Origin of the sequence: Ruegeria lacuscaerulensis (assembly GCF_013031245.1) — a bacterium.
GTDB classification, from domain to species: Bacteria; Pseudomonadota; Alphaproteobacteria; order Rhodobacterales; family Rhodobacteraceae; genus Ruegeria; species Ruegeria lacuscaerulensis_C.
Map to the genome: position 1 here is coordinate 71,736 of NZ_WPZL01000004.1, position 16,561 is coordinate 88,296.

Sequence of the window (16,561 nt, forward strand, 5' to 3'; positions counted from 1 at the left end):
ATAAAGGAATGACTGTGCCTGCCCGGAAATGATACTCTTCGAACATCGCGAATTCGGAAATCCTCACTCGCACTTTCGGCAAGCCATCTATAGAGTTCCACCGGTAAGTGGAAACCGCGCGCTAGGTCTGTTTTTCGACCTCTTTGTCAATGGGCTCGACATCAGGCCGGACGGGTTCAACCTCGATTTCGATAACTTCGGGATCAACCGGTTCCTCGGTCTCTTCCACTTCAGGTTCAGGTTCAAGTTCAGGTTCTGCCGTGTCCTCCAACGCACCGACGATCAAGGGCAGCATGTGCACACCTGTTGCAGTCGCAATTTCGGGCGTTTGTGGGGTTTGCCAGCTGAGCGTGTCAAAGCTGTGGCAGTTCTGGCAGACCGGGCCCCATTCCGCCTGAATATCATGGCAATTGTCACAGACCCATTGCGGACCCCGCGGCGCGTTCAGTGCCTTGGCCAGCCAGCCCTGAACCACAGCATCCGTGGCGCCTTCGCCCCGCTCAATAGCCGCCATCAGGGTATAGGCTCGCGCGTCGGCCTGTTTTTCAACCACGTCACCCAGCGCTCTGCGCGCTTCCGGGAAATCCTCGGCCACAATGTTCAGCTCCGCAAGGATCAGGCGGGTTTCCATGTTCTCCGGGTGAATGCGGGTCAGCGCTGTGAACCGCTTGATCCGTTCTGTCGGTGTTTCGTCCGGCGCGATCTCGGCAAAGGCATGGGCCAGATCGGGATGGGGCTGAACCTCCCACGCTTTTTTCAGAATCTTGGTCGCGGGGCGCGGTTTGCCCTTTTCGATATAGGCTCGCGCGGCCATCGCCGCGGCTGGTACCAGATCGGGCGACAGGCGGTTGGCCTCGATCGCGTGTTCCTGCTGTTCGACGGTGGCGCTGTCGTCCAGAATATCCTTGGCCTCGGACAGGGCCAGCACTGCGTCCCGACGTTTGAACACGTCGCGCGGCAGGTGACCGGCCTTCAGTTTGGCCGTCAGAGTTGACCGCGCCCCGACCCAGTCCTGCGCCTTGGTTTGCAGACCCAGCAGAATATCCTGCGTCTCCCCATGGCGTGGTTTGATGGCCAGCGCCTTTTCGGCCAGCTTGCGGGCGGTTTCGTCATCGCCCTCGGCCAGCTTCTGTTTCATGATGCCACGCACACCAACAAAGCGGGTGGCGTTGTTCGTGACCAGTTTCTTGTAGGTGTCCGACGCTTTTTTGGTGTCGCCATTCATCTCGGCGGCTTGCGCCACCAGCAGGTTGGTCAGTTCTGGCTTGTTCAGCAGTTTCTCGGCCTTGGTGGCCTTGTTCATGGCCACACGACCCTCACCCGAGGCCAACGCCATCAGGCCATCCGCCAGTGCCTGATATCCGCGCTTCTCGCGGCTACGGTCGAAATAGCGCGACAAGGCGGTTTCGTCGCCGTTGAGGAAATGAAGCGTCGCGACCAGAAGGGTCAGCAGCTTAAAGAACAGCCAGATCACAAGCACCAATACGCCCAGCGCAATCACCGACTGCAACGGTCCCAATGTATATTCGGTCCCTGCGGCAGTGATCTGCACGCCGCCGCTGGTATCCATCAGGAATATTGCGCCCATGGCCAGCAGGCCGACAATCGCAACAAAAACAAGGATCTTTAACAGTGACCACAGCATGGCAGGTCCTTCAGTTCGAGTTTACGCTTGATTGAAGCGCATTTGCGGCATCCACAGCTGCGACCCGCGCCTGCGCTGCCTTTTCCCAGTCGGCCAAAGCAGCCTGCGCCGCATCGGGCAGGGATTTGAGTTCGGTCAGGACGGCAGAAACATCCCCATCCGACAGCGCTGCCTGCGCGCGCGACAGAATGGCATCCGGGCCGTCACCCTCTTGTGGAGTCACAGACCGGGCACCTGTCTGGCGCTGCAGGAATGCGACCAGGCCCGTGCCTTTATCCGCGTCCCGCGCATCCGCTAGCGCGGTGCGCGCCGCAGGTGCAAATGAACTGCGCAATGCGGCAAGTGTCGCCACACCCTCGCTGGCAGGGGTCGAAAGGGCCTCGGGCACCGTCACGCCACCGGCCGAAAGTTCCGCGAGCAGATCGGCATAAGGCTGACCCGCATCCAGCTGCCCATTCACCTGAGACAGGATCGCCGCGTTGGTCGCGGCTTGCGCCTTCGCGGCGGCTTTGACCTCTAACGCCTGCGCATCCGAGACCATTTTTTCGACCTCAGCGCGCTGCGCGGCCAGTGAATCCTGCAATTTCTTCAATTCCGCTTCAAAAGCGGCAGTAACTTCGGGCGATGCGCCTTGCGTCAGCGCACCGCTTTCCAGGTCGCTCAGGCGGTTTGCCAGCGGATCAACCTTACCCGCCAGGCCTTCGACACTGGATTTCACCGCATCCAGATCCGAGGTAATCGGCGCAATCTGATCGGTCAGCGCCGTGATTTTCGTGTTCAGATCCGCACTGTCAGCAAGGGATTTCGACAAAGCCTCGAGCTGGCCGGACTGGTCGTTGAGCTTCGATTCCAGCGCGGCAATCGCGTCGGTCTCATCCGAATTGAACAGGCCGGCATTGCCCGCCGCAAACCCGATCGCCGCCGCAATCACGCCACCGATCAGCGCGGGCACGAACCCGCCGCGCTTTTCTTCCTTACGCTCAACGGGCTTTTCTGCGACCGGTTCAACAACCGCTTCGGCTTCGGCTTCGGCTTCGGCTTCGGCTTCGGCTTCGGCTTCGGCTTCGGAAAGGGCCTCTTCTACCGGCTCGGGCAGGTCAAGAAGCGCGTCGTCCGGCTTGGAAACGGATTCGACCGCCTCATCCGACTTGGGGTCCTCTACCGGCTTTTGATCGGTTTTCTTCTTACCAGCCACCGCAACATTCCCCTTATCGAATCCAAAATCATATGAATAACAGGCCAGTCTAAGTTAATCGGTGGCCTCGCCGCCCTCAACCCGCATCGCATGTTTCACAAGCTTTTTAACGGCTTTCCGCATTTTCTTCGGTGTCGGCTCTCTGGCGATCTTCAGACGCGCATAGTCCAAGGAATAAAGGGGTTCGGCGGTCGCGTCACTGATCGCGGCCAGCCACAAAGGTGCCGATCCGGTCCAGATATCGGCAAATTGTCGCGCCGTTCTGGGGGAAAACAATGGGGCGATTACCGGTGTTTCACCGTCGGCAGCAGCGATCGCTTCGGGTGTCAGCGGTAACAGACACTGCTGATACACCGCCTTTTCCTGAACACTCAGCCCGGATTCGATCAGGCGTTCGGCAACATTTCCCCGGCTGTGCTCTCCGCGCAGGTGCAACAGAGGGCTTTCTGGTCTGTGTTTCAGCAGATAGGCCACCAGCTCTTCGGCCGTTGCCCCTACCATCTGGGCATCCCACCCCGACCCTTTAGCTGTTCCAGTGGTGGCCGGTCCGACGCAAAACGCGGGCAAATCCCGCGCCAGGCCCAGGGACACAGCAGCATTTACCCCATTGGCCGAAGTGAAAATAAGCCCCCGTACCCTACTTGCATCGACTTGCATCGGAAGCGGCCTGATTTCCAGGATCGGAGAATAGATGACCTGAACCCGTGACCTGACGCGGGTCGGCAACTGCGCGACAAACCTTTCAGAGGCGGCACGCGGGCGGGTCATCAACAATTTCAACACTCGGCGCCTTCGGCCTTGGGATTGTTTGCATCCGCGCAGGGTGATACCCCGCTTGGCAGTCATGATGTAACGGATCAGACCAATGGTGCAAACACTTACCGTGCTCGGGTTGGAAAGCAGTTGCGACGACACCGCTGCAGCCGTCGTGCGTCAAACCGATGGCGCACGGGCCGAGGTGCTATCGTCGGTTGTGCACGGCCAGACCGAATTGCACAGCGCGTTCGGCGGTGTGGTTCCCGAAATTGCTGCCCGGGCGCATGCGGAAAAGCTGGATACTTGCGTCATCCAGGCGCTTGAGGCTGCGGGCCTGACCCTTTCTGATATGGACGCCATCGCCGTGACCGCCGGGCCGGGTCTGATCGGAGGCGTCATGTCCGGTGTCATGTGCGCCAAGGGGCTGAGCGCCGCGACCGGCCTGCCCCTTATTGGTGTGAATCATCTGGCGGGGCATGCGCTGACTCCGCGCCTGACGGATGGGATTGCCTTTCCCTACCTGATGCTTCTGGTTTCGGGTGGGCATTGCCAATATCTGATCGCGCACGGCCCCGAAGAATTCACCCGTCTGGGCGGCACAATTGATGACGCCCCCGGCGAGGCCTTCGACAAAACCGCCCGTCTGCTGGGCCTGCCGCAACCCGGTGGCCCCTCGGTCGAGGCCGAGGCACGCTCGGGCGATCCGAAACGGTTTCGCTTTCCACGACCGTTGCTGGATCGGCCGGGATGTGACCTGTCCTTTTCCGGCCTCAAGACCGCGCTGATGCGGATGCGGGACCAAATTGTCGCCGAAAAGGGCGGCCTGACCCGGCAGGACCGTGCTGACCTGTGCGCGGGGTTTCAGCAGGCTGTCGTAGATACGCTGGCCGAGAAAACACGCCGGGCAATTGACCGATATCTGGAGGAATCCCCTTTGGACCCGGTCATTGCGGTTGCCGGCGGTGTCGCTGCAAACTCGGCCATTCGGGCTGCGTTAGAGACTGTTTGTGCCGAAAAAGGCGCCCGTTTCACCGCGCCGCCGCTGGCCTTATGCACCGACAACGCGGCAATGATTGCCTTTGCCGGAATGGAACGTTTTCGCGCCGGCGCACGCGATGGGCTGGACCTGACCGCCCGACCCCGCTGGCCTCTGGATCAATCCAGCCCTGCCATGCTGGGCGGCGGCAAGAAAGGAGCCAAGGCATGAGCGTTTCTGTACTGGGATCCGGTGCGTTCGGCACGGCTCTGGCCATCTCGCTGGCTGGAAACGGGCCGGTGACGCTGTGGTCGCGGGACACGGATCAGGCCAGGCAAATGCAGAAGAGTCGTGAGAATGCGCTGCGCCTGCCGAATGTGGCTCTGCCCCGCGAGATCACTGTGACGTCGGATATCAAACAGGCTGTCGAATGCGACGCCGTCCTCGTATCCGTACCAATGCAACAGTTGCGCAAAGCCCTGCAGGAGCACGCGTCGGTTCTGGTCGGAAAGACGCTGGTCGCCTGTTGCAAGGGGATTGAGCTGTCTTCGGGCCTTGGGCCCATCTCGGTGATCCGTCAGACGATTCCGGACGCACGCCCCGCTCTATTGACCGGACCCAGTTTTGCCGATGACATCGCGCGCGGGCTGCCCACCGCCCTGACACTGGCCTGTTCTGATGCTGATCTGAGCCAAACATTGCAGTCCGAACTGACCACAGCAAATCTGCGCCTTTATCGCACGACCGATGTAGTCGGCGCAGAACTGGGCGGCGCCTTGAAAAACGTGATGGCCATCGGCTGCGGAGCCGCCATCGGCGCCGGGCTGGGCGACAGCGCCCGCGCCGCATTGATGACGCGCGGATTTGCCGAGATGCAGCGGTTTGCCCTGATGCGTGGCGCGCGGTCGGATACGCTGATGGGTCTGTCCGGACTGGGGGATCTGGTGCTGACCTGCTCCTCTGATTTGTCCAGAAACTACCGTTTTGGCCTGTCTTTGGGTCTGAATCGTCCATTTGACGCCAACACGACCGTCGAAGGTGTCGCCACGGCCCGCGCTATGTCCGAGATTGCCACCACGGAAGGGTTGGACATGCCCATCAGTGGTACGGTGGCGGATCTCAGCAGCGGCGCTTACAGTGTAGCGCAAGCCATCCAAACCCTGCTCAACCGCCCCCTCAAGGAGGAATAACATGCTGATCGCCCTCATCGCCCGTGACAAGGACGGCGCCCTGCAAACCCGGCTGGACAACCGCGCGGCCCATCTGGCCTATATCGAGGAAACCGGTGTGGTTGCACAGGCAGGCCCGCTTTTGGAAGGTGACGCCATGATCGGGTCCCTGATCATCCTCGAGGTCGAGGACATGGCCGCGGCGCAAAACTGGGCGGACAATGATCCCTACGCCAAAGCCGGGTTGTTCCAGTCCGTTGACCTGATTGCCTGGAAAAAGGTCATAGGCTGATGGCTTATTGGTTGTTCAAGTCCGAACCGTCGACCTGGAGCTGGGACCAACAGGTGGCCAAGGGCGATGTGGGCGAAGAATGGGATGGCGTCCGGAACTATCAGGCGCGCAATTTCATGCGTCAGATGGCAGTAGGCGACCGGGGGTTTTTCTATCATTCTCAAAAGGACAAAGCGATTGTCGGCATCGTCGAGGTTTGTGCCGAAGTACATCCCGACAGCACCACCGACGACGCGCGCTGGGAATGCGTGGACATTAAGGCTGTGCGCCCATTCACAACGCCTGTAACGCTGGACCAGATCAAGGCGGATGAACGCCTGGCCGAGATGGTTTTGGTCAAAAACTCACGCCTGTCTGTTCAACCGGTCAGCGCGGCAGAGTGGTCAGTAATTTGCGCGCTGGGAAACACGCAATCCGATTGAGCCGGTCCGGCTTTGGAACGCAAACCTTCTCAATTACGCAATAAAATGCTATAAATTATGGGTTCGCGCCGGTTTTGGGGGCTTGGTGGCAATTTGAATGTGATCGGGACTTCGTCGGCATAAATAAGGAATAGTACGTTCATTTTCGAAAGTATTGACCCATGTCTGACGCTAATGGCAGCAGTGGGGCATTCGAGGACCTAGATAACGCGCATCAAACAGCAAGTTGGGAAGCGCGCCTGGAATTGGCGCGAAAACAACGGGCAAAAATTCTGGCTGAGGCCAATCGGTCGGCCGATGTCACACCCGAAAAGACTGGCGCGCAAAAGAACCTTGTCAATGGGGCACTTTACGCGCCGCCAGACACTGAATTTGAGCGTTCTGAGGACCATTTCGGTGCAGAAAATCGTGCTTCGGAACCTCGGAAGACAAGAAAGACCAGCGCCAGCATTCTCGCCCTGGCGTCCTTGCTGTGTGGCGTTTTTCTGGGATTGGCATCCTCTCAAATTGCGGCGGGATGGCAGCAGAACCCTGCGATATCTGCGCAAAAAAAAATGGCAATCGCGAAGGTGATCCCAAGCGAAGCTTTACCGCCAACCGCTATCGGAACTGCACCTTCTGGTCTGAGCTTTCAATTTCAAACTGTCGGCCTACGCCCGGATCCATTTTTGGCGCTCAGCCCTCCAGGCAAAGTCACCAGATCTGGCCAGCCGGACCCATTGCCAGTGCAAAAACCCGTCTCTGGTAGCTTTGCGTTCAACGAGCCAGCGCCTCCGGTGCCCGTACCGTCGTCACTCTCCGAAGTTAAGCCTCTCCCGTCATCGGTGCGTGGCCCAGCCATAGAGGTGTCCTTGTTCGTGCCTGTGGAAGTATCGGCCGAAGCAAGTGACAATGCGCTGGACGTTCTGACAAGTGGCAGGGCGTCGGTCGTGGCGACGGCTCGGGTGGGGTTTTCAGTCAAGGAAACCCAGGTGCGCTACTATCACCCGGGTGACGCGGAAGAAGCCATGTTGGCCGCTGGTGCTTTGGGTGGAATTTCCCGCGACTTTACCAACTCCGCAACGAAAACACGGCCCGGTCGACTCGAGGTTTATCTGGCTGGGAATGGCGCAAGTTCTGGCCAGAAAAGGAACTTGAGAGGCCAACCGAACCAGTTTGACGTGTTTATCGCCCGGCTTCTGGACGAACTTCGGTAGAAATTTCGGGAAGGCCCTGACAGATGCAGAACCTTCCCTACCCCGCGTGCTCCCAACTCACCACACGCGTATAGAAATCTTTGGTTCTGACCGTCCTGGTCACATTTTGACACTAACCGATCAGGCCGGGTCAGCACAAACACCAAGTGCTTAAAATTGAAAACGCCCGCCGGCGATCCGACGGGCGCTAAAAAAAATTGTTATCGGGATCAGCCGTAGACCGACTCTTTGCCGAATTGTTTGGTCAACATGTAATAGACAACCGCGCGATACTTGTTGCGCTCGGACATGCCATAGGTTTCCAGTACTTTGTTGATACCCTCCATCAACTCAGGACCATCTGACAGACCCAGCTTTTTGATTAGGAAATTGTTCTTGACCGTTTCAAGCTCACCCTCTTGGCTGGCGGCCACGGTTGACGCGTCAGCGTCATAGATCGCAGGACCACAGCCGATCGTGACTTTGGTCAACAGGTCCATATCAGCGTCCATTCCACATTTGGACTTCAGGTCTTCCGCATATTTAGCGATCAACTCGTCGCGTTTTCCCATTGTTGTCTCCTGATTTGGGTTCGTTTCTGGTCAATCCGTCACCTAAATACGGTAATGGTCAGTGGAATTTGTACAAAGGGAAAATTTTGCGGCTTTCCCCCTAACCTTGTCCCCGCGCTTGTTCAGGCTTGATTTCTGCCATTTTTCTATTTAACATTATTGTTAAATAAAAGATCAGGAGATTACCATGACCGTTTCCCTGCCAAACGAAAGCCCGGAATACAGAGTTGCGCGAAACAGCTTGCTGTCCGCCGAAGCAGACCTGCGAGCAAAGATTGAAGAAGTAGCCAGCTTAAGACGCGGTCTTCCCAAAGGCGGCATGGTGCCTCAAGACTATGGATTCAGAACCCTTCAGGGCGCAGATGCTCCTCTCTCTTCTTTGTTTGGCCCTCATGACACCTTGGCGGTTTATTCTCTGATGTACGGGCCAAATGCGGATTTACCCTGCCCCATGTGCTCGGCTTTCCTTGACGGATTGAACGGGCAGATCGCGCATATTTCGCAAAAGATCAGCTTTGCCGTCGTTGCCCAGAACACGCCCGGGAAACTGTCTGACCTGAAGACGCGGATGGGGTGGAGTGAATTGCCGCTCTATTCGGCGCTCGGCACCGATTATCAACGCGACTATCTGGCCGAAGGTGAGGACGGAAGCCAGTTGCCAATCCTGAACGTTTTTCAGCGTGATCAGGATGGGGTTCATCACTTCTGGAGTTCCGAGCTGTTTTTCGAACCCAGCGACTGGCATCCACGGCACATAGATGCGGCATGGCCGCTTTGGAACATATTGGATTTCACGCCACAGGGCCGCAGTGATTTCTTTCCGTCCCTGCGCTAGGGGCCAGACACAAAAAAACGGCGGCCGCGTTGGCCGCCGCTCCGATTCCGCTAACCGCGGAAATCAATAACGATAATGCTCCGGCTTGTACGGACCTTCGGGCTTAACGCCAATATAAGCGGCCTGTTCGCTGTCCATCTTAGTCAGTTTCACGCCGATGCGATCCAGATGCAGGCGTGCCACTTTCTCATCCAGATGCTTGGGCAGGATGTAAACCTTGTTCTCGTATTCATCACCCTTGGTGAACAGCTCGATCTGGGCCAGAACCTGGTTGGTGAACGAGGCCGACATCACGAAAGACGGGTGCCCGGTGGCGTTGCCGAGGTTCAGCAGACGACCTTCGGACAACAGGATGATGCGGTTGCCCGTGGGCATCTCGATCATGTCCACCTGTTCCTTGATGTTGGTCCATTTGTGGTTCTTCAGGTTGGCGACCTGAATTTCGTTGTCGAAGTGGCCGATATTGCCAACGATGGCCATGTCCTTCATCTCGCGCATATGCTCGATGCGGATCACGTCCTTGTTTCCGGTGGTGGTGATGAAGATGTCCGCGCTGGCAACTTCGTCTTCCAGCAGCGTGACCTCAAATCCGTCCATTGCGGCCTGCAAGGCGCAGATCGGGTCGACCTCGGTCACTTTCACACGGGCACCGGCGCCGCGCAGCGAGGCGGCCGAGCCTTTGCCCACGTCACCATAGCCGCAGACCACGGCGACCTTACCGGCCATCATCGTGTCGGTGGCGCGACGGATGCCATCAACCAGCGATTCCTTACAGCCGTATTTGTTGTCGAATTTCGACTTGGTGACGCTGTCATTCACGTTGATTGCCGGGAATGGCAGTTGGCCGTCTTTCACCAGTTGGTACAGGCGGTTTACGCCGGTGGTTGTTTCCTCGGACACGCCCTGAATCTGTTCGCGCATCTTGGTGAACCAGCCGGGGGATGCGGCCAAACGCTTTTTGATCTGCGCCTTGATCACCTCTTCCTCTTCCGAAGACGGAACCGGGATGATGTCCTCACCCGCTTCGGCGCGTGCGCCCAGCAGGATGTACAGCGTCGCATCGCCGCCGTCGTCCAGGATCATGTTGGGGCCGTCTTCGAACAGGAAGGATTTGTCCAGATAATCCCAATGCTCTTCCAGCGTCTGGCCTTTGATGGCAAAGACCGGGATGCCAGCCTCGGCAATCGCTGCCGCTGCATGGTCCTGGGTTGAGAAAATGTTGCATGATGCCCAGCGCACATCCGCGCCCAGCGCCACCAGCGTTTCGATCAGTACAGCCGTCTGGATGGTCATGTGCAGCGAACCTACGATGCGCGCACCTTTCAGCGGCTTGCTTTCACTGTATTCGGTGCGCAGAGCCATCAGGCCCGGCATCTCAGTTTCGGCGATATCCAGTTCCTTGCGGCCAAACCCGGCCAGCGAAATGTCTTTTACTATATAGTCCCCGGCCATCAGGTACTCCACTCCGGTAAATCACAGTCCGGGATGCCCCTAGCATTCCTCGGGGCAGGTGGCAACGCGGATGGCCGGAAACAGGAGATTCCGTCGCTAAAATCAGCTGGGCTGACCCTTCAGTTTAATCTTCGGGATCGCTTCAAAAAAATCTGTGCCAACGGCGACAATACAACTAATGCCGTTCGCCTGGGTCACCAGAACCGTGTAGCTTCCGGTTTCCTTCGAGGTCCAGACCTCCATGATCGCCTGCGCGCCGCGCGTTTTTTGCAATCCGCCAAAGGTCAGCTCTTCCGAATAGCTGTCCTGCAGCTTGGCAATGACATGCTCACGCTGTGCGCAACTTTTGGCAAATGCAGGGGGGGCGGTGGCGGCCATTCCAAAGGCCAGTGCAATTCCAAATATTCGCTTAAACATAGCTAGCTCCTTTCGATACGAGTTACGTTCCGAGAGGGGCACACCGGGAGGAGCATGCACCCCCCTCAGTACAAATGTCGGTATCACCAGGCGTCGATTCAAAGCACGAATGCTCAAGAAAAAGTTGGCAGCTGGTGATATCGACAGGTACATCATACCACAAAAACGCGAAACTTACGTGTTCAACTTCACAAGGCATGGCATAATGGCAACACAACCCAGAGCGTGGCAAAGGATGCTGTCGGGTCGCCGGCTGGATTTGCTGGATCCGACGCCGGTGGACATCGAAATCGAAGATATTGCCCACGGATTGGCTTTTGTGGCCCGCTGGAACGGCCAAACCGCTGGGAATTTTGCCTATTCCGTGGCCGAGCATTCCCTGCTGGTCGAAGAGCTTTTTGGCCGGATTGCACCCAATGCACCGGTGAAATGGCGGCTCGCGGCTTTGTTACATGATGCGCCGGAATATGTGATCGGAGATATGATCTCGCCGGTGAAATCCGCCGTCGGTCCGGATTACGGCGCGCTGGATGACCGTCTGGCGGCAGCGATCCACATCCGGTTCGGCCTGCCTGCTGCGGTGCCGAAAACGGTGAAGCGGCAGATCAAAAAGGCCGACAAGATCAGCGCCTGGATGGAGGCGACCCAGATTGCCGGGTTTTCCGAGGCCGAAGCGACAAAGTTCTTTGGTCGCCCGGACAAAGCGGTGATGGAGGGGTTGGAGATTACCTTGCGCCCGCCGGTTGAGGTCCGAGAGGCATATATGGCGCGGCATGGCGAACTGTTGGCGGCGTGCTGAAACACTTTGCTTCTGGTTGCGTATCCAAACAAAGAGAATCTGAATGAATGAAACATCCATTTATCAAGCTGTAAGAAGCAAACTTATTACTCACGGGGCCGATAAAACCAAAGAAGGTCGGGTCACTTTTAAAGACCCAAATTTATTCGGATTGTTTGTAAAACTAGAAAAGGCTGCAAAAGGGTCAAGTTTTTCCGCAACTCAATCCACTGTCCAAGAAATCGAAGATTATGCCTTTTCTATTGGCAAGAGGCATTTGGTTGTCTTCGCTCTCATGTACCTGCGGTTTTCCGACCTGACTCCTAAGACTTGGGAACTAGACGAAGAACTGCCTGACGGGAAAGTAAAAACAACCAATATCTATGAGAGAGAGCTTTCCGAAGAAGAAATGCTCATCGGTCTTTGGGCGAAGGTACGGTACGATTCCGTCGGCCAGGATTACCTTTCGGCTGTCTACAAGGACGAACACTCTTAAGACTATTTCAGCCAGAAGTTTTACCGCGGGCTACGCTTCGCCAATATCCGTTGCAAGGTCCGACGATGCATGTTCAGGCGACGCGCTGTCTCGGAAACGTTCCGGTCGCACAGCTCATAGACCCTCTGGATATGTTCCCAGCGGACGCGGTCCGCACTCATGGGGTTTTCTGGTGGCGGCGGCAGTTCGTCGCCCTTGGCCAGCAGCGCGTTGGTTATGTCAGTGGCGTCGGCGGGTTTAGACAGGTAATCGGTCGCACCGATCTTGACCGCTGCAACAGCGGTGGCAATTGCGCCATATCCGGTCAGAACCACTACCCGGCTGTCGGGGCGTTTCTCGCGCAGAACCTCGACCACATCCAGCCCGTTGCCATCCTCCAGGCGCAGGTCAACGACGGCATAGGCGGGGGGGCGGGCTGTGGAAATGGCGCGACCCGCGGCAACGGAACCGGCGGTTTCAACTTCGAACCCGCGTTTCTCCATGGCCTTGGCCAGGCGTCTCAGAAACGGCTCGTCATCATCCACCAACAACAGTGATTTATCGGGGCCGATGTCGAGTTCAGAGCTGTCCGCCATATTCTGTTCTTTCCGCTATTTCCTGCCTCTGGCTTAAACATGAGTAATAGCAGCGCCATTCCAAAGGTCAAATAACCCGTTGCGCCTTAGAGCTTGTCCAAAAAGCACCCGACCTTGTCGGCCATCTGTTCGGCGGTGTCGTCGCGGTTGAAAAATTCGATGAACCCGTCCTCGGGTGTGACCAGATAGGTAAAGGTCGAATGGTCGACCAGATAGAACTCGTCGCTTTTGTCATGCGCCTTATAATAGGTCTTATAGGCCTGGCTTGCCGCCTTGACCTGTTCGGGTGAACCGGTCAGCGCGATCATGCGTTCATGCAGGTTGAACGCATAGTCGCCGACCACTTCCGGTGTGTCGCGGTCGGGGTCGATCGAGATGAACAGCGGCGTCACCGATTGTCCGCGCTCGGCCAGAATATCCACGGCCTCGGCATTGCGGGACATGTCGAAGGGGCAGACATCGGGGCAGAAGGTGTAGCCGAAGTAAACCAGTGTCGGTTCGGTGATCACATCCTTGTCCGTGACTGTCTCACCATTGCCGTTGACCAGTTCGAAAGGACCACCGATGGCCGCTGCGCCACCCGCGATCTGGCTTGACCGGCATTGCGCGAACTTGTCGTTTGCCCCCGAGCCGCGCGTCAGCAGCCACATGGCCCCCAGGCCCACGGCCAGAACAACGGTTGCGAGGACGGCATAAAGACGGACCATGACATCAATCCTGACATGAGAGGGGTTGTTGATCGTTTCGGCCGGGACACCTATCAAGATGATCAGCCGATGCAACAGGACATAATAGACCGATGGCAAATTCCAACATCACATTATGGCGCGGTCAGGAACGCAGCAGCTGGATTCGGCTGCGTACGCTGATCCTGTTGCGCTGGGTGGCCATCATCGGCCAGATCACCGCCATCACCGTCGCGCAACGCACCTATGGCGTCCAGCTGGATGTTACTCTGTGCTATCTGGCCATCGGCGTTTCGGTCATGGGCAATCTGACCGCCATCCTGCTGTTTCCCCGCAACAAGCGCCTGTCCGAGTTCGAAAACTTCCTGATGGTGCTGTTCGACCTGTTGCAACTGACTATCCTGCTGTACCTGACCGGCGGGTTGAACAACCCGTTTGCGTTGTTGCTGGTCGGTCCTGTGACTATCTCGGCCAGCGTCATGAGCACCCGGTCGACCATGGTCATTGGCGGCGTCGCAATTGTTCTGACCACCCTGCTGGCTGAATTTCATCTGCCGTTGCGCACTGACGTGGGGGTTGATCTGGTCATCCCGGATATCCTGCTGTTCGGCAACTGGGCCGCTATCGTGATCGCCATCGTCTTTCTGGGCGCTTATTCCCACCGTGTCAGCTCCGAAGTGCAATCGATGTCCGAAGCACTTTCAGCCACGCATATGGCGCTGGCCCGCGAGCAGAAGCTGACCGATCTCGGCGGTGTGGTCGCCGCCGCCGCGCATGAGCTGGGCACACCTCTGGCCACGATCAAGCTGACCAGTTCCGAACTGATCGAGGAACTGGACGACCGGCCCGACCTGAAGGAAGACGCCGCCCTGATCCGCGAACAGGCCAACCGCTGCCGCGATATTCTGCGCGATATGGGCCGGGCCGGTAAGGACGACCTGCACTTGCGGCAGGCACCCTTGTCTACGGTCGTTCATGAAGCAGCCGAACCGCATATCCATCGCGGCAAGACTGTTCACTTTGCCGAAGGTCCGGCCGAGGACGGCGATGTGCAGCAGCCGTCGATCCTGCGCAAGCCCGAGATCATCCATGGGCTGCGTAACCTGATTCAGAACGCGGTGGATTTCGCCCGCTCCAATGTCTGGGTCGAGGCCGAATGGACCACCGATCAGATTACCGTAAAAATCATGGATGACGGGCGTGGATATCCGTCACAGATGATTGGCAGAATTGGTGATCCCTTCATGCGCCGCCGCCGGGCCGAATCCGATCGAAAAGCCAGACCGGAGTATGAAGGCATGGGGCTGGGACTGTTCATCGCAAAAACGTTGCTGGAACGCAGCGGCGCGGAACTGGATTTTGCCAACGGCTCCGACCCGTACCAAACCCTGTCTGATAACCCCGAGCGCCGAGGGGCGATTGTCCGGGTTTCGTGGCCACGCAAAATTGTGGACGCCCAGATTGGCGACACACCTGTGCCATCGGGTGCAAACCAGCAGATCCAGGTTTGAGTTAAGACCCCGTTAACCATTCAGGCGCATAGTCATAGCTCGTGATTTCCGCCGAGGAGAGCGCATGGTCGACTGGATCATTCTGGCCGCGATCAGCCTGGTATCTGCCAGCCTGGCGGTTCAATGGCTTTTGCCTCGCCGCAGGCAAAGGGGCGACAATTTCGGCCTGTCCTCGCCCGCATCGCTGTTCGATACGGTGTTTCTGTTCGACGGCAACCGCCTGATCAGCCACTCCGACATAGCGCTTGAAGGGTTTGAGGCCGTTCGCGACTGGCCCGATCTGCGCCGCCTTTTACAGCGGGATTTCCCCACGTTTCCTGAAACGCCCGACCGCATTCGGCACGCGGGCACTCTGGTCATTCCCGCCATTGACTGCACGGTTGAGCGTGACGTTTTGTGCGAATGGATCGATGGCATTGTCCGCGTTCAGCTGCGCGACAGTACCGAACATCCGACTCCGATTCAGCGCGACGCACTTGACCCGATCCGCCTGGCCATGGAGCAGGCACCCTACCCTGTCTGGCTGCTGGACCACCAAAATAACGTCCGCTGGTGCAATGCGGCCTATGTCTCGCTGGTGCGCAAGGTTCGGGGTCAGAATACGGATCTGACCGCACCGCTGTTTCCCGCTTCGGACGAGGACGAGCGATTGAGTGCGAAGACGCGCATCTCGATCTCGTCAGACGGCAGCGACAACAGGCTCTGGTTTGACCTGACTATGGTCAGCCACCCCGAGGGGCACCTGTGTTACGCCGTCGATATCAATGCCATCGTTGCTGCAGAAACGGCCCAGCGCAAATTTGTTCAGACGATGACAAAGACCTTTGCGCAGCTCTCCATCGGGCTGGCCATTTTTGACCGCAACCGGCAACTTGCGCTGTTCAACCCGGCCCTGATCGATCTGACCACCCTGCCCCCGGACTTCCTGAGCTGCCGCCCAAGCCTTTCCAGCTTTTTCGACCGGCTGCGTGACCAGCACATGATGCCGGAGCCCAAGAATTACCGCAGCTGGCGCAGTCAGATGAACGACCTGCTCGAAGCGGCAGAGGACGGAAACTATCAGGAAACCTGGTCACTGCCGTCCGGATCGGTCTATTCGGTCAGCGGTCGCCCCCATCCCGATGGCGCCGTCGCCTTTCTGTTCGAGGATATCACCGCCGAGATCACCCTGACCCGGCGGTTCCGTTCGGAAATGGACCTGATGCAGTCCGTTCTGGACAAGCTGGCAGATGCTATCGCAGTGTTTGGCGATGACGGTACGCTGGCCTTGACAAATCTTGCCTATCAAAATCTCTGGGGCGATTCGGGCGAAGCCGGGTTCGAACCGGATTCCGTTCTGGATGTCACGCGATCCTGGCAGAAACTCTGCGCTGCATCGCCGATCCTGGGCGAAATCCGCGACTTCGTCGGGATGCGGGACAACCGCGCCGAGTGGTCGGGCGATCTTCGGATGCGTAACGGTACCAAACTGACATGCACCGTCAGTCCCATGCAGAACGGTGCAACGATTGTTCGGTTCGCGGTGGACGACGTTGCTTTGGCTTCACATCCGATCCAACAAATCAGCGCCTGAACCGGGTTGCAGCCGACCGGGCGCGAGGTCATTGTG

18 protein-coding genes are annotated in these 16,561 nt (G+C 57.9%); 10 read left to right on the forward strand and 8 right to left on the reverse strand.

Translation table 11 applies throughout. The annotated features are described in order from the left end of the window. Positions 1 to 121: 121 nt before the first annotated feature. Genes GOX66_RS06785 through GOX66_RS06795 form a run of 3 tightly spaced genes read right to left on the reverse strand, consistent with a single transcriptional unit; the run spans position 122 to position 3,608 of the window. A complete protein-coding gene (locus GOX66_RS06785) occupies positions 122 to 1,645 on the reverse strand; it encodes a heme biosynthesis protein HemY (protein ID WP_170760914.1) in 1,524 nt (507 codons plus the stop codon). A gap of 10 nt (positions 1,646 to 1,655) precedes the next feature. Further along, positions 1,656 to 2,840 carry a hypothetical protein gene (locus GOX66_RS06790; protein WP_170760916.1) on the reverse strand — a complete coding sequence of 395 codons (1,185 nt, stop codon included), beginning with the start codon at positions 2,838 to 2,840 and terminating at the stop codon, positions 1,656 to 1,658. 54 nt (positions 2,841 to 2,894) lie between these two features. Further along, a complete protein-coding gene (locus GOX66_RS06795; protein ID WP_170760918.1) occupies positions 2,895 to 3,608 on the reverse strand; it encodes a uroporphyrinogen-III synthase in 714 nt (237 codons plus the stop codon). A gap of 97 nt (positions 3,609 to 3,705) precedes the next feature. On the opposite strand from GOX66_RS06795, the gene tsaD reads away from it, so the two are divergent. The 5 genes from tsaD to GOX66_RS06820 all read left to right on the forward strand — a co-directional run bounded on the left by tsaD (position 3,706) and on the right by GOX66_RS06820 (position 7,651). Then, the gene (tsaD, locus tag GOX66_RS06800; RefSeq protein ID WP_170760920.1) at positions 3,706 to 4,803 is read left to right on the forward strand and encodes a tRNA (adenosine(37)-N6)-threonylcarbamoyltransferase complex transferase subunit TsaD; all 1,098 of its coding nucleotides are present in this window, start codon (positions 3,706 to 3,708) and stop codon (positions 4,801 to 4,803) included. Then, on the forward strand, positions 4,800 to 5,762 hold the full coding sequence (locus GOX66_RS06805; RefSeq protein ID WP_170760923.1) for an NAD(P)H-dependent glycerol-3-phosphate dehydrogenase: 963 nt from the start codon (positions 4,800 to 4,802) through the stop codon (positions 5,760 to 5,762). The genes tsaD and GOX66_RS06805 overlap by 4 nt, the downstream gene beginning before the upstream one ends. Position 5,763: 1 nt before the next feature. Then, positions 5,764 to 6,033, forward strand: coding sequence for a YciI family protein (locus tag GOX66_RS06810; protein WP_170760924.1), 270 nt, complete (start codon positions 5,764 to 5,766; stop codon positions 6,031 to 6,033). Continuing rightward, positions 6,033 to 6,455, forward strand: a complete 423-nt coding sequence (locus tag GOX66_RS06815) for an EVE domain-containing protein (RefSeq protein WP_170760927.1) — start codon at positions 6,033 to 6,035, stop codon at positions 6,453 to 6,455. The genes GOX66_RS06810 and GOX66_RS06815 overlap by 1 nt, the downstream gene beginning before the upstream one ends. 851 nt (positions 6,456 to 7,306) lie before the next feature. After that, positions 7,307 to 7,651: a hypothetical protein gene (locus GOX66_RS06820; RefSeq protein ID WP_170760929.1), complete on the forward strand. Its 345-nt coding sequence runs from the start codon at positions 7,307 to 7,309 to the stop codon at positions 7,649 to 7,651. A gap of 209 nt (positions 7,652 to 7,860) precedes the next feature. Here GOX66_RS06820 and GOX66_RS06825 read toward each other — a convergent pair whose 3' ends face one another. After that, a complete protein-coding gene (locus GOX66_RS06825) occupies positions 7,861 to 8,202 on the reverse strand; it encodes a DUF2853 family protein (RefSeq protein WP_170760931.1) in 342 nt (113 codons plus the stop codon). Positions 8,203 to 8,389: 187 nt separating this feature from the next. On the opposite strand from GOX66_RS06825, the gene GOX66_RS06830 reads away from it, so the two are divergent. Then, positions 8,390 to 9,037 (forward strand): DUF899 family protein, encoded by a 648-nt coding sequence (locus GOX66_RS06830; protein ID WP_170760933.1) that lies wholly within the window; start codon positions 8,390 to 8,392, stop codon positions 9,035 to 9,037. A 63-nt stretch (positions 9,038 to 9,100) separates the two neighbouring features. Here the strand turns inward: GOX66_RS06830 and ahcY are convergent, their stop codons facing one another. Further along, positions 9,101 to 10,489 (reverse strand): adenosylhomocysteinase, encoded by a 1,389-nt coding sequence (gene ahcY / locus GOX66_RS06835; protein ID WP_170760935.1) that lies wholly within the window; start codon positions 10,487 to 10,489, stop codon positions 9,101 to 9,103. A 102-nt stretch (positions 10,490 to 10,591) separates the two neighbouring features. After that, a complete protein-coding gene (locus GOX66_RS06840) occupies positions 10,592 to 10,906 on the reverse strand; it encodes a hypothetical protein (RefSeq protein WP_170760937.1) in 315 nt (104 codons plus the stop codon). A gap of 205 nt (positions 10,907 to 11,111) precedes the next feature. Here GOX66_RS06840 and GOX66_RS06845 point away from each other — a divergent pair, with 205 nt between their 5' ends. Both GOX66_RS06845 and GOX66_RS06850 read left to right on the forward strand, forming a co-directional pair. After that, positions 11,112 to 11,705 carry an HD domain-containing protein gene (locus tag GOX66_RS06845; RefSeq protein ID WP_170760939.1) on the forward strand — a complete coding sequence of 198 codons (594 nt, stop codon included), beginning with the start codon at positions 11,112 to 11,114 and terminating at the stop codon, positions 11,703 to 11,705. Between the two features lie 43 nt (positions 11,706 to 11,748). Beyond that, positions 11,749 to 12,180 (forward strand): hypothetical protein, encoded by a 432-nt coding sequence (locus tag GOX66_RS06850; RefSeq protein ID WP_170760941.1) that lies wholly within the window; start codon positions 11,749 to 11,751, stop codon positions 12,178 to 12,180. Positions 12,181 to 12,200: 20 nt separating this feature from the next. On the opposite strand, the gene GOX66_RS06855 is transcribed toward GOX66_RS06850, so the two are convergent. Together GOX66_RS06855 and GOX66_RS06860 are read right to left on the reverse strand one after the other, a co-directional pair. Next, a complete protein-coding gene (locus GOX66_RS06855; protein ID WP_170711166.1) occupies positions 12,201 to 12,755 on the reverse strand; it encodes an ActR/PrrA/RegA family redox response regulator transcription factor in 555 nt (184 codons plus the stop codon). 86 nt (positions 12,756 to 12,841) lie between these two features. Beyond that, the gene (locus GOX66_RS06860) at positions 12,842 to 13,462 is read right to left on the reverse strand and encodes an SCO family protein (RefSeq protein ID WP_170760943.1); all 621 of its coding nucleotides are present in this window, start codon (positions 13,460 to 13,462) and stop codon (positions 12,842 to 12,844) included. Between the two features lie 92 nt (positions 13,463 to 13,554). On the opposite strand from GOX66_RS06860, the gene regB reads away from it, so the two are divergent. After that, positions 13,555 to 14,952, forward strand: coding sequence for a sensor histidine kinase RegB (regB, locus tag GOX66_RS06865; RefSeq protein ID WP_170760945.1), 1,398 nt, complete (start codon positions 13,555 to 13,557; stop codon positions 14,950 to 14,952). 64 nt (positions 14,953 to 15,016) lie between these two features. After that, entirely contained in the window at positions 15,017 to 16,525 is a 1,509-nt protein-coding gene (locus GOX66_RS06870; RefSeq protein ID WP_170760947.1) for a PAS-domain containing protein, read from the forward strand. Positions 16,526 to 16,561: the final 36 nt, after the last annotated feature.

Bases quoted from the DNA above. Each gene is read 5' to 3' on its own strand.
- GOX66_RS06785 (WP_170760914.1), bottom strand. From the start codon at position 1,645: ATGCTGTGGTCACTGTTAAAGATCCTTGTTTTTGTTGCGATTGTCGGC.
- GOX66_RS06795 (WP_170760918.1), bottom strand. From the start codon at position 3,608: ATGACCCGCCCGCGTGCCGCCTCTGAAAGGTTTGTCGCGCAGTTGCCG.
- tsaD (WP_170760920.1), top strand. From the start codon at position 3,706: ATGGTGCAAACACTTACCGTGCTCGGGTTGGAAAGCAGTTGCGACGAC.
- GOX66_RS06805 (WP_170760923.1), top strand. From the start codon at position 4,800: ATGAGCGTTTCTGTACTGGGATCCGGTGCGTTCGGCACGGCTCTGGCC.
- GOX66_RS06810 (WP_170760924.1), top strand. From the start codon at position 5,764: ATGCTGATCGCCCTCATCGCCCGTGACAAGGACGGCGCCCTGCAAACC.
- GOX66_RS06815 (WP_170760927.1), top strand. From the start codon at position 6,033: ATGGCTTATTGGTTGTTCAAGTCCGAACCGTCGACCTGGAGCTGGGAC.
- GOX66_RS06825 (WP_170760931.1), bottom strand. From the start codon at position 8,202: ATGGGAAAACGCGACGAGTTGATCGCTAAATATGCGGAAGACCTGAAG.
- GOX66_RS06830 (WP_170760933.1), top strand. From the start codon at position 8,390: ATGACCGTTTCCCTGCCAAACGAAAGCCCGGAATACAGAGTTGCGCGA.
- ahcY (WP_170760935.1), bottom strand. From the start codon at position 10,489: ATGGCCGGGGACTATATAGTAAAAGACATTTCGCTGGCCGGGTTTGGC.
- GOX66_RS06840 (WP_170760937.1), bottom strand. From the start codon at position 10,906: ATGTTTAAGCGAATATTTGGAATTGCACTGGCCTTTGGAATGGCCGCC.
- GOX66_RS06845 (WP_170760939.1), top strand. From the start codon at position 11,112: ATGGCAACACAACCCAGAGCGTGGCAAAGGATGCTGTCGGGTCGCCGG.
- GOX66_RS06850 (WP_170760941.1), top strand. From the start codon at position 11,749: ATGAATGAAACATCCATTTATCAAGCTGTAAGAAGCAAACTTATTACT.
- GOX66_RS06855 (WP_170711166.1), bottom strand. From the start codon at position 12,755: ATGGCGGACAGCTCTGAACTCGACATCGGCCCCGATAAATCACTGTTG.
- GOX66_RS06860 (WP_170760943.1), bottom strand. From the start codon at position 13,462: ATGGTCCGTCTTTATGCCGTCCTCGCAACCGTTGTTCTGGCCGTGGGC.
- regB (WP_170760945.1), top strand. From the start codon at position 13,555: ATGGCAAATTCCAACATCACATTATGGCGCGGTCAGGAACGCAGCAGC.
- GOX66_RS06870 (WP_170760947.1), top strand. From the start codon at position 15,017: ATGGTCGACTGGATCATTCTGGCCGCGATCAGCCTGGTATCTGCCAGC.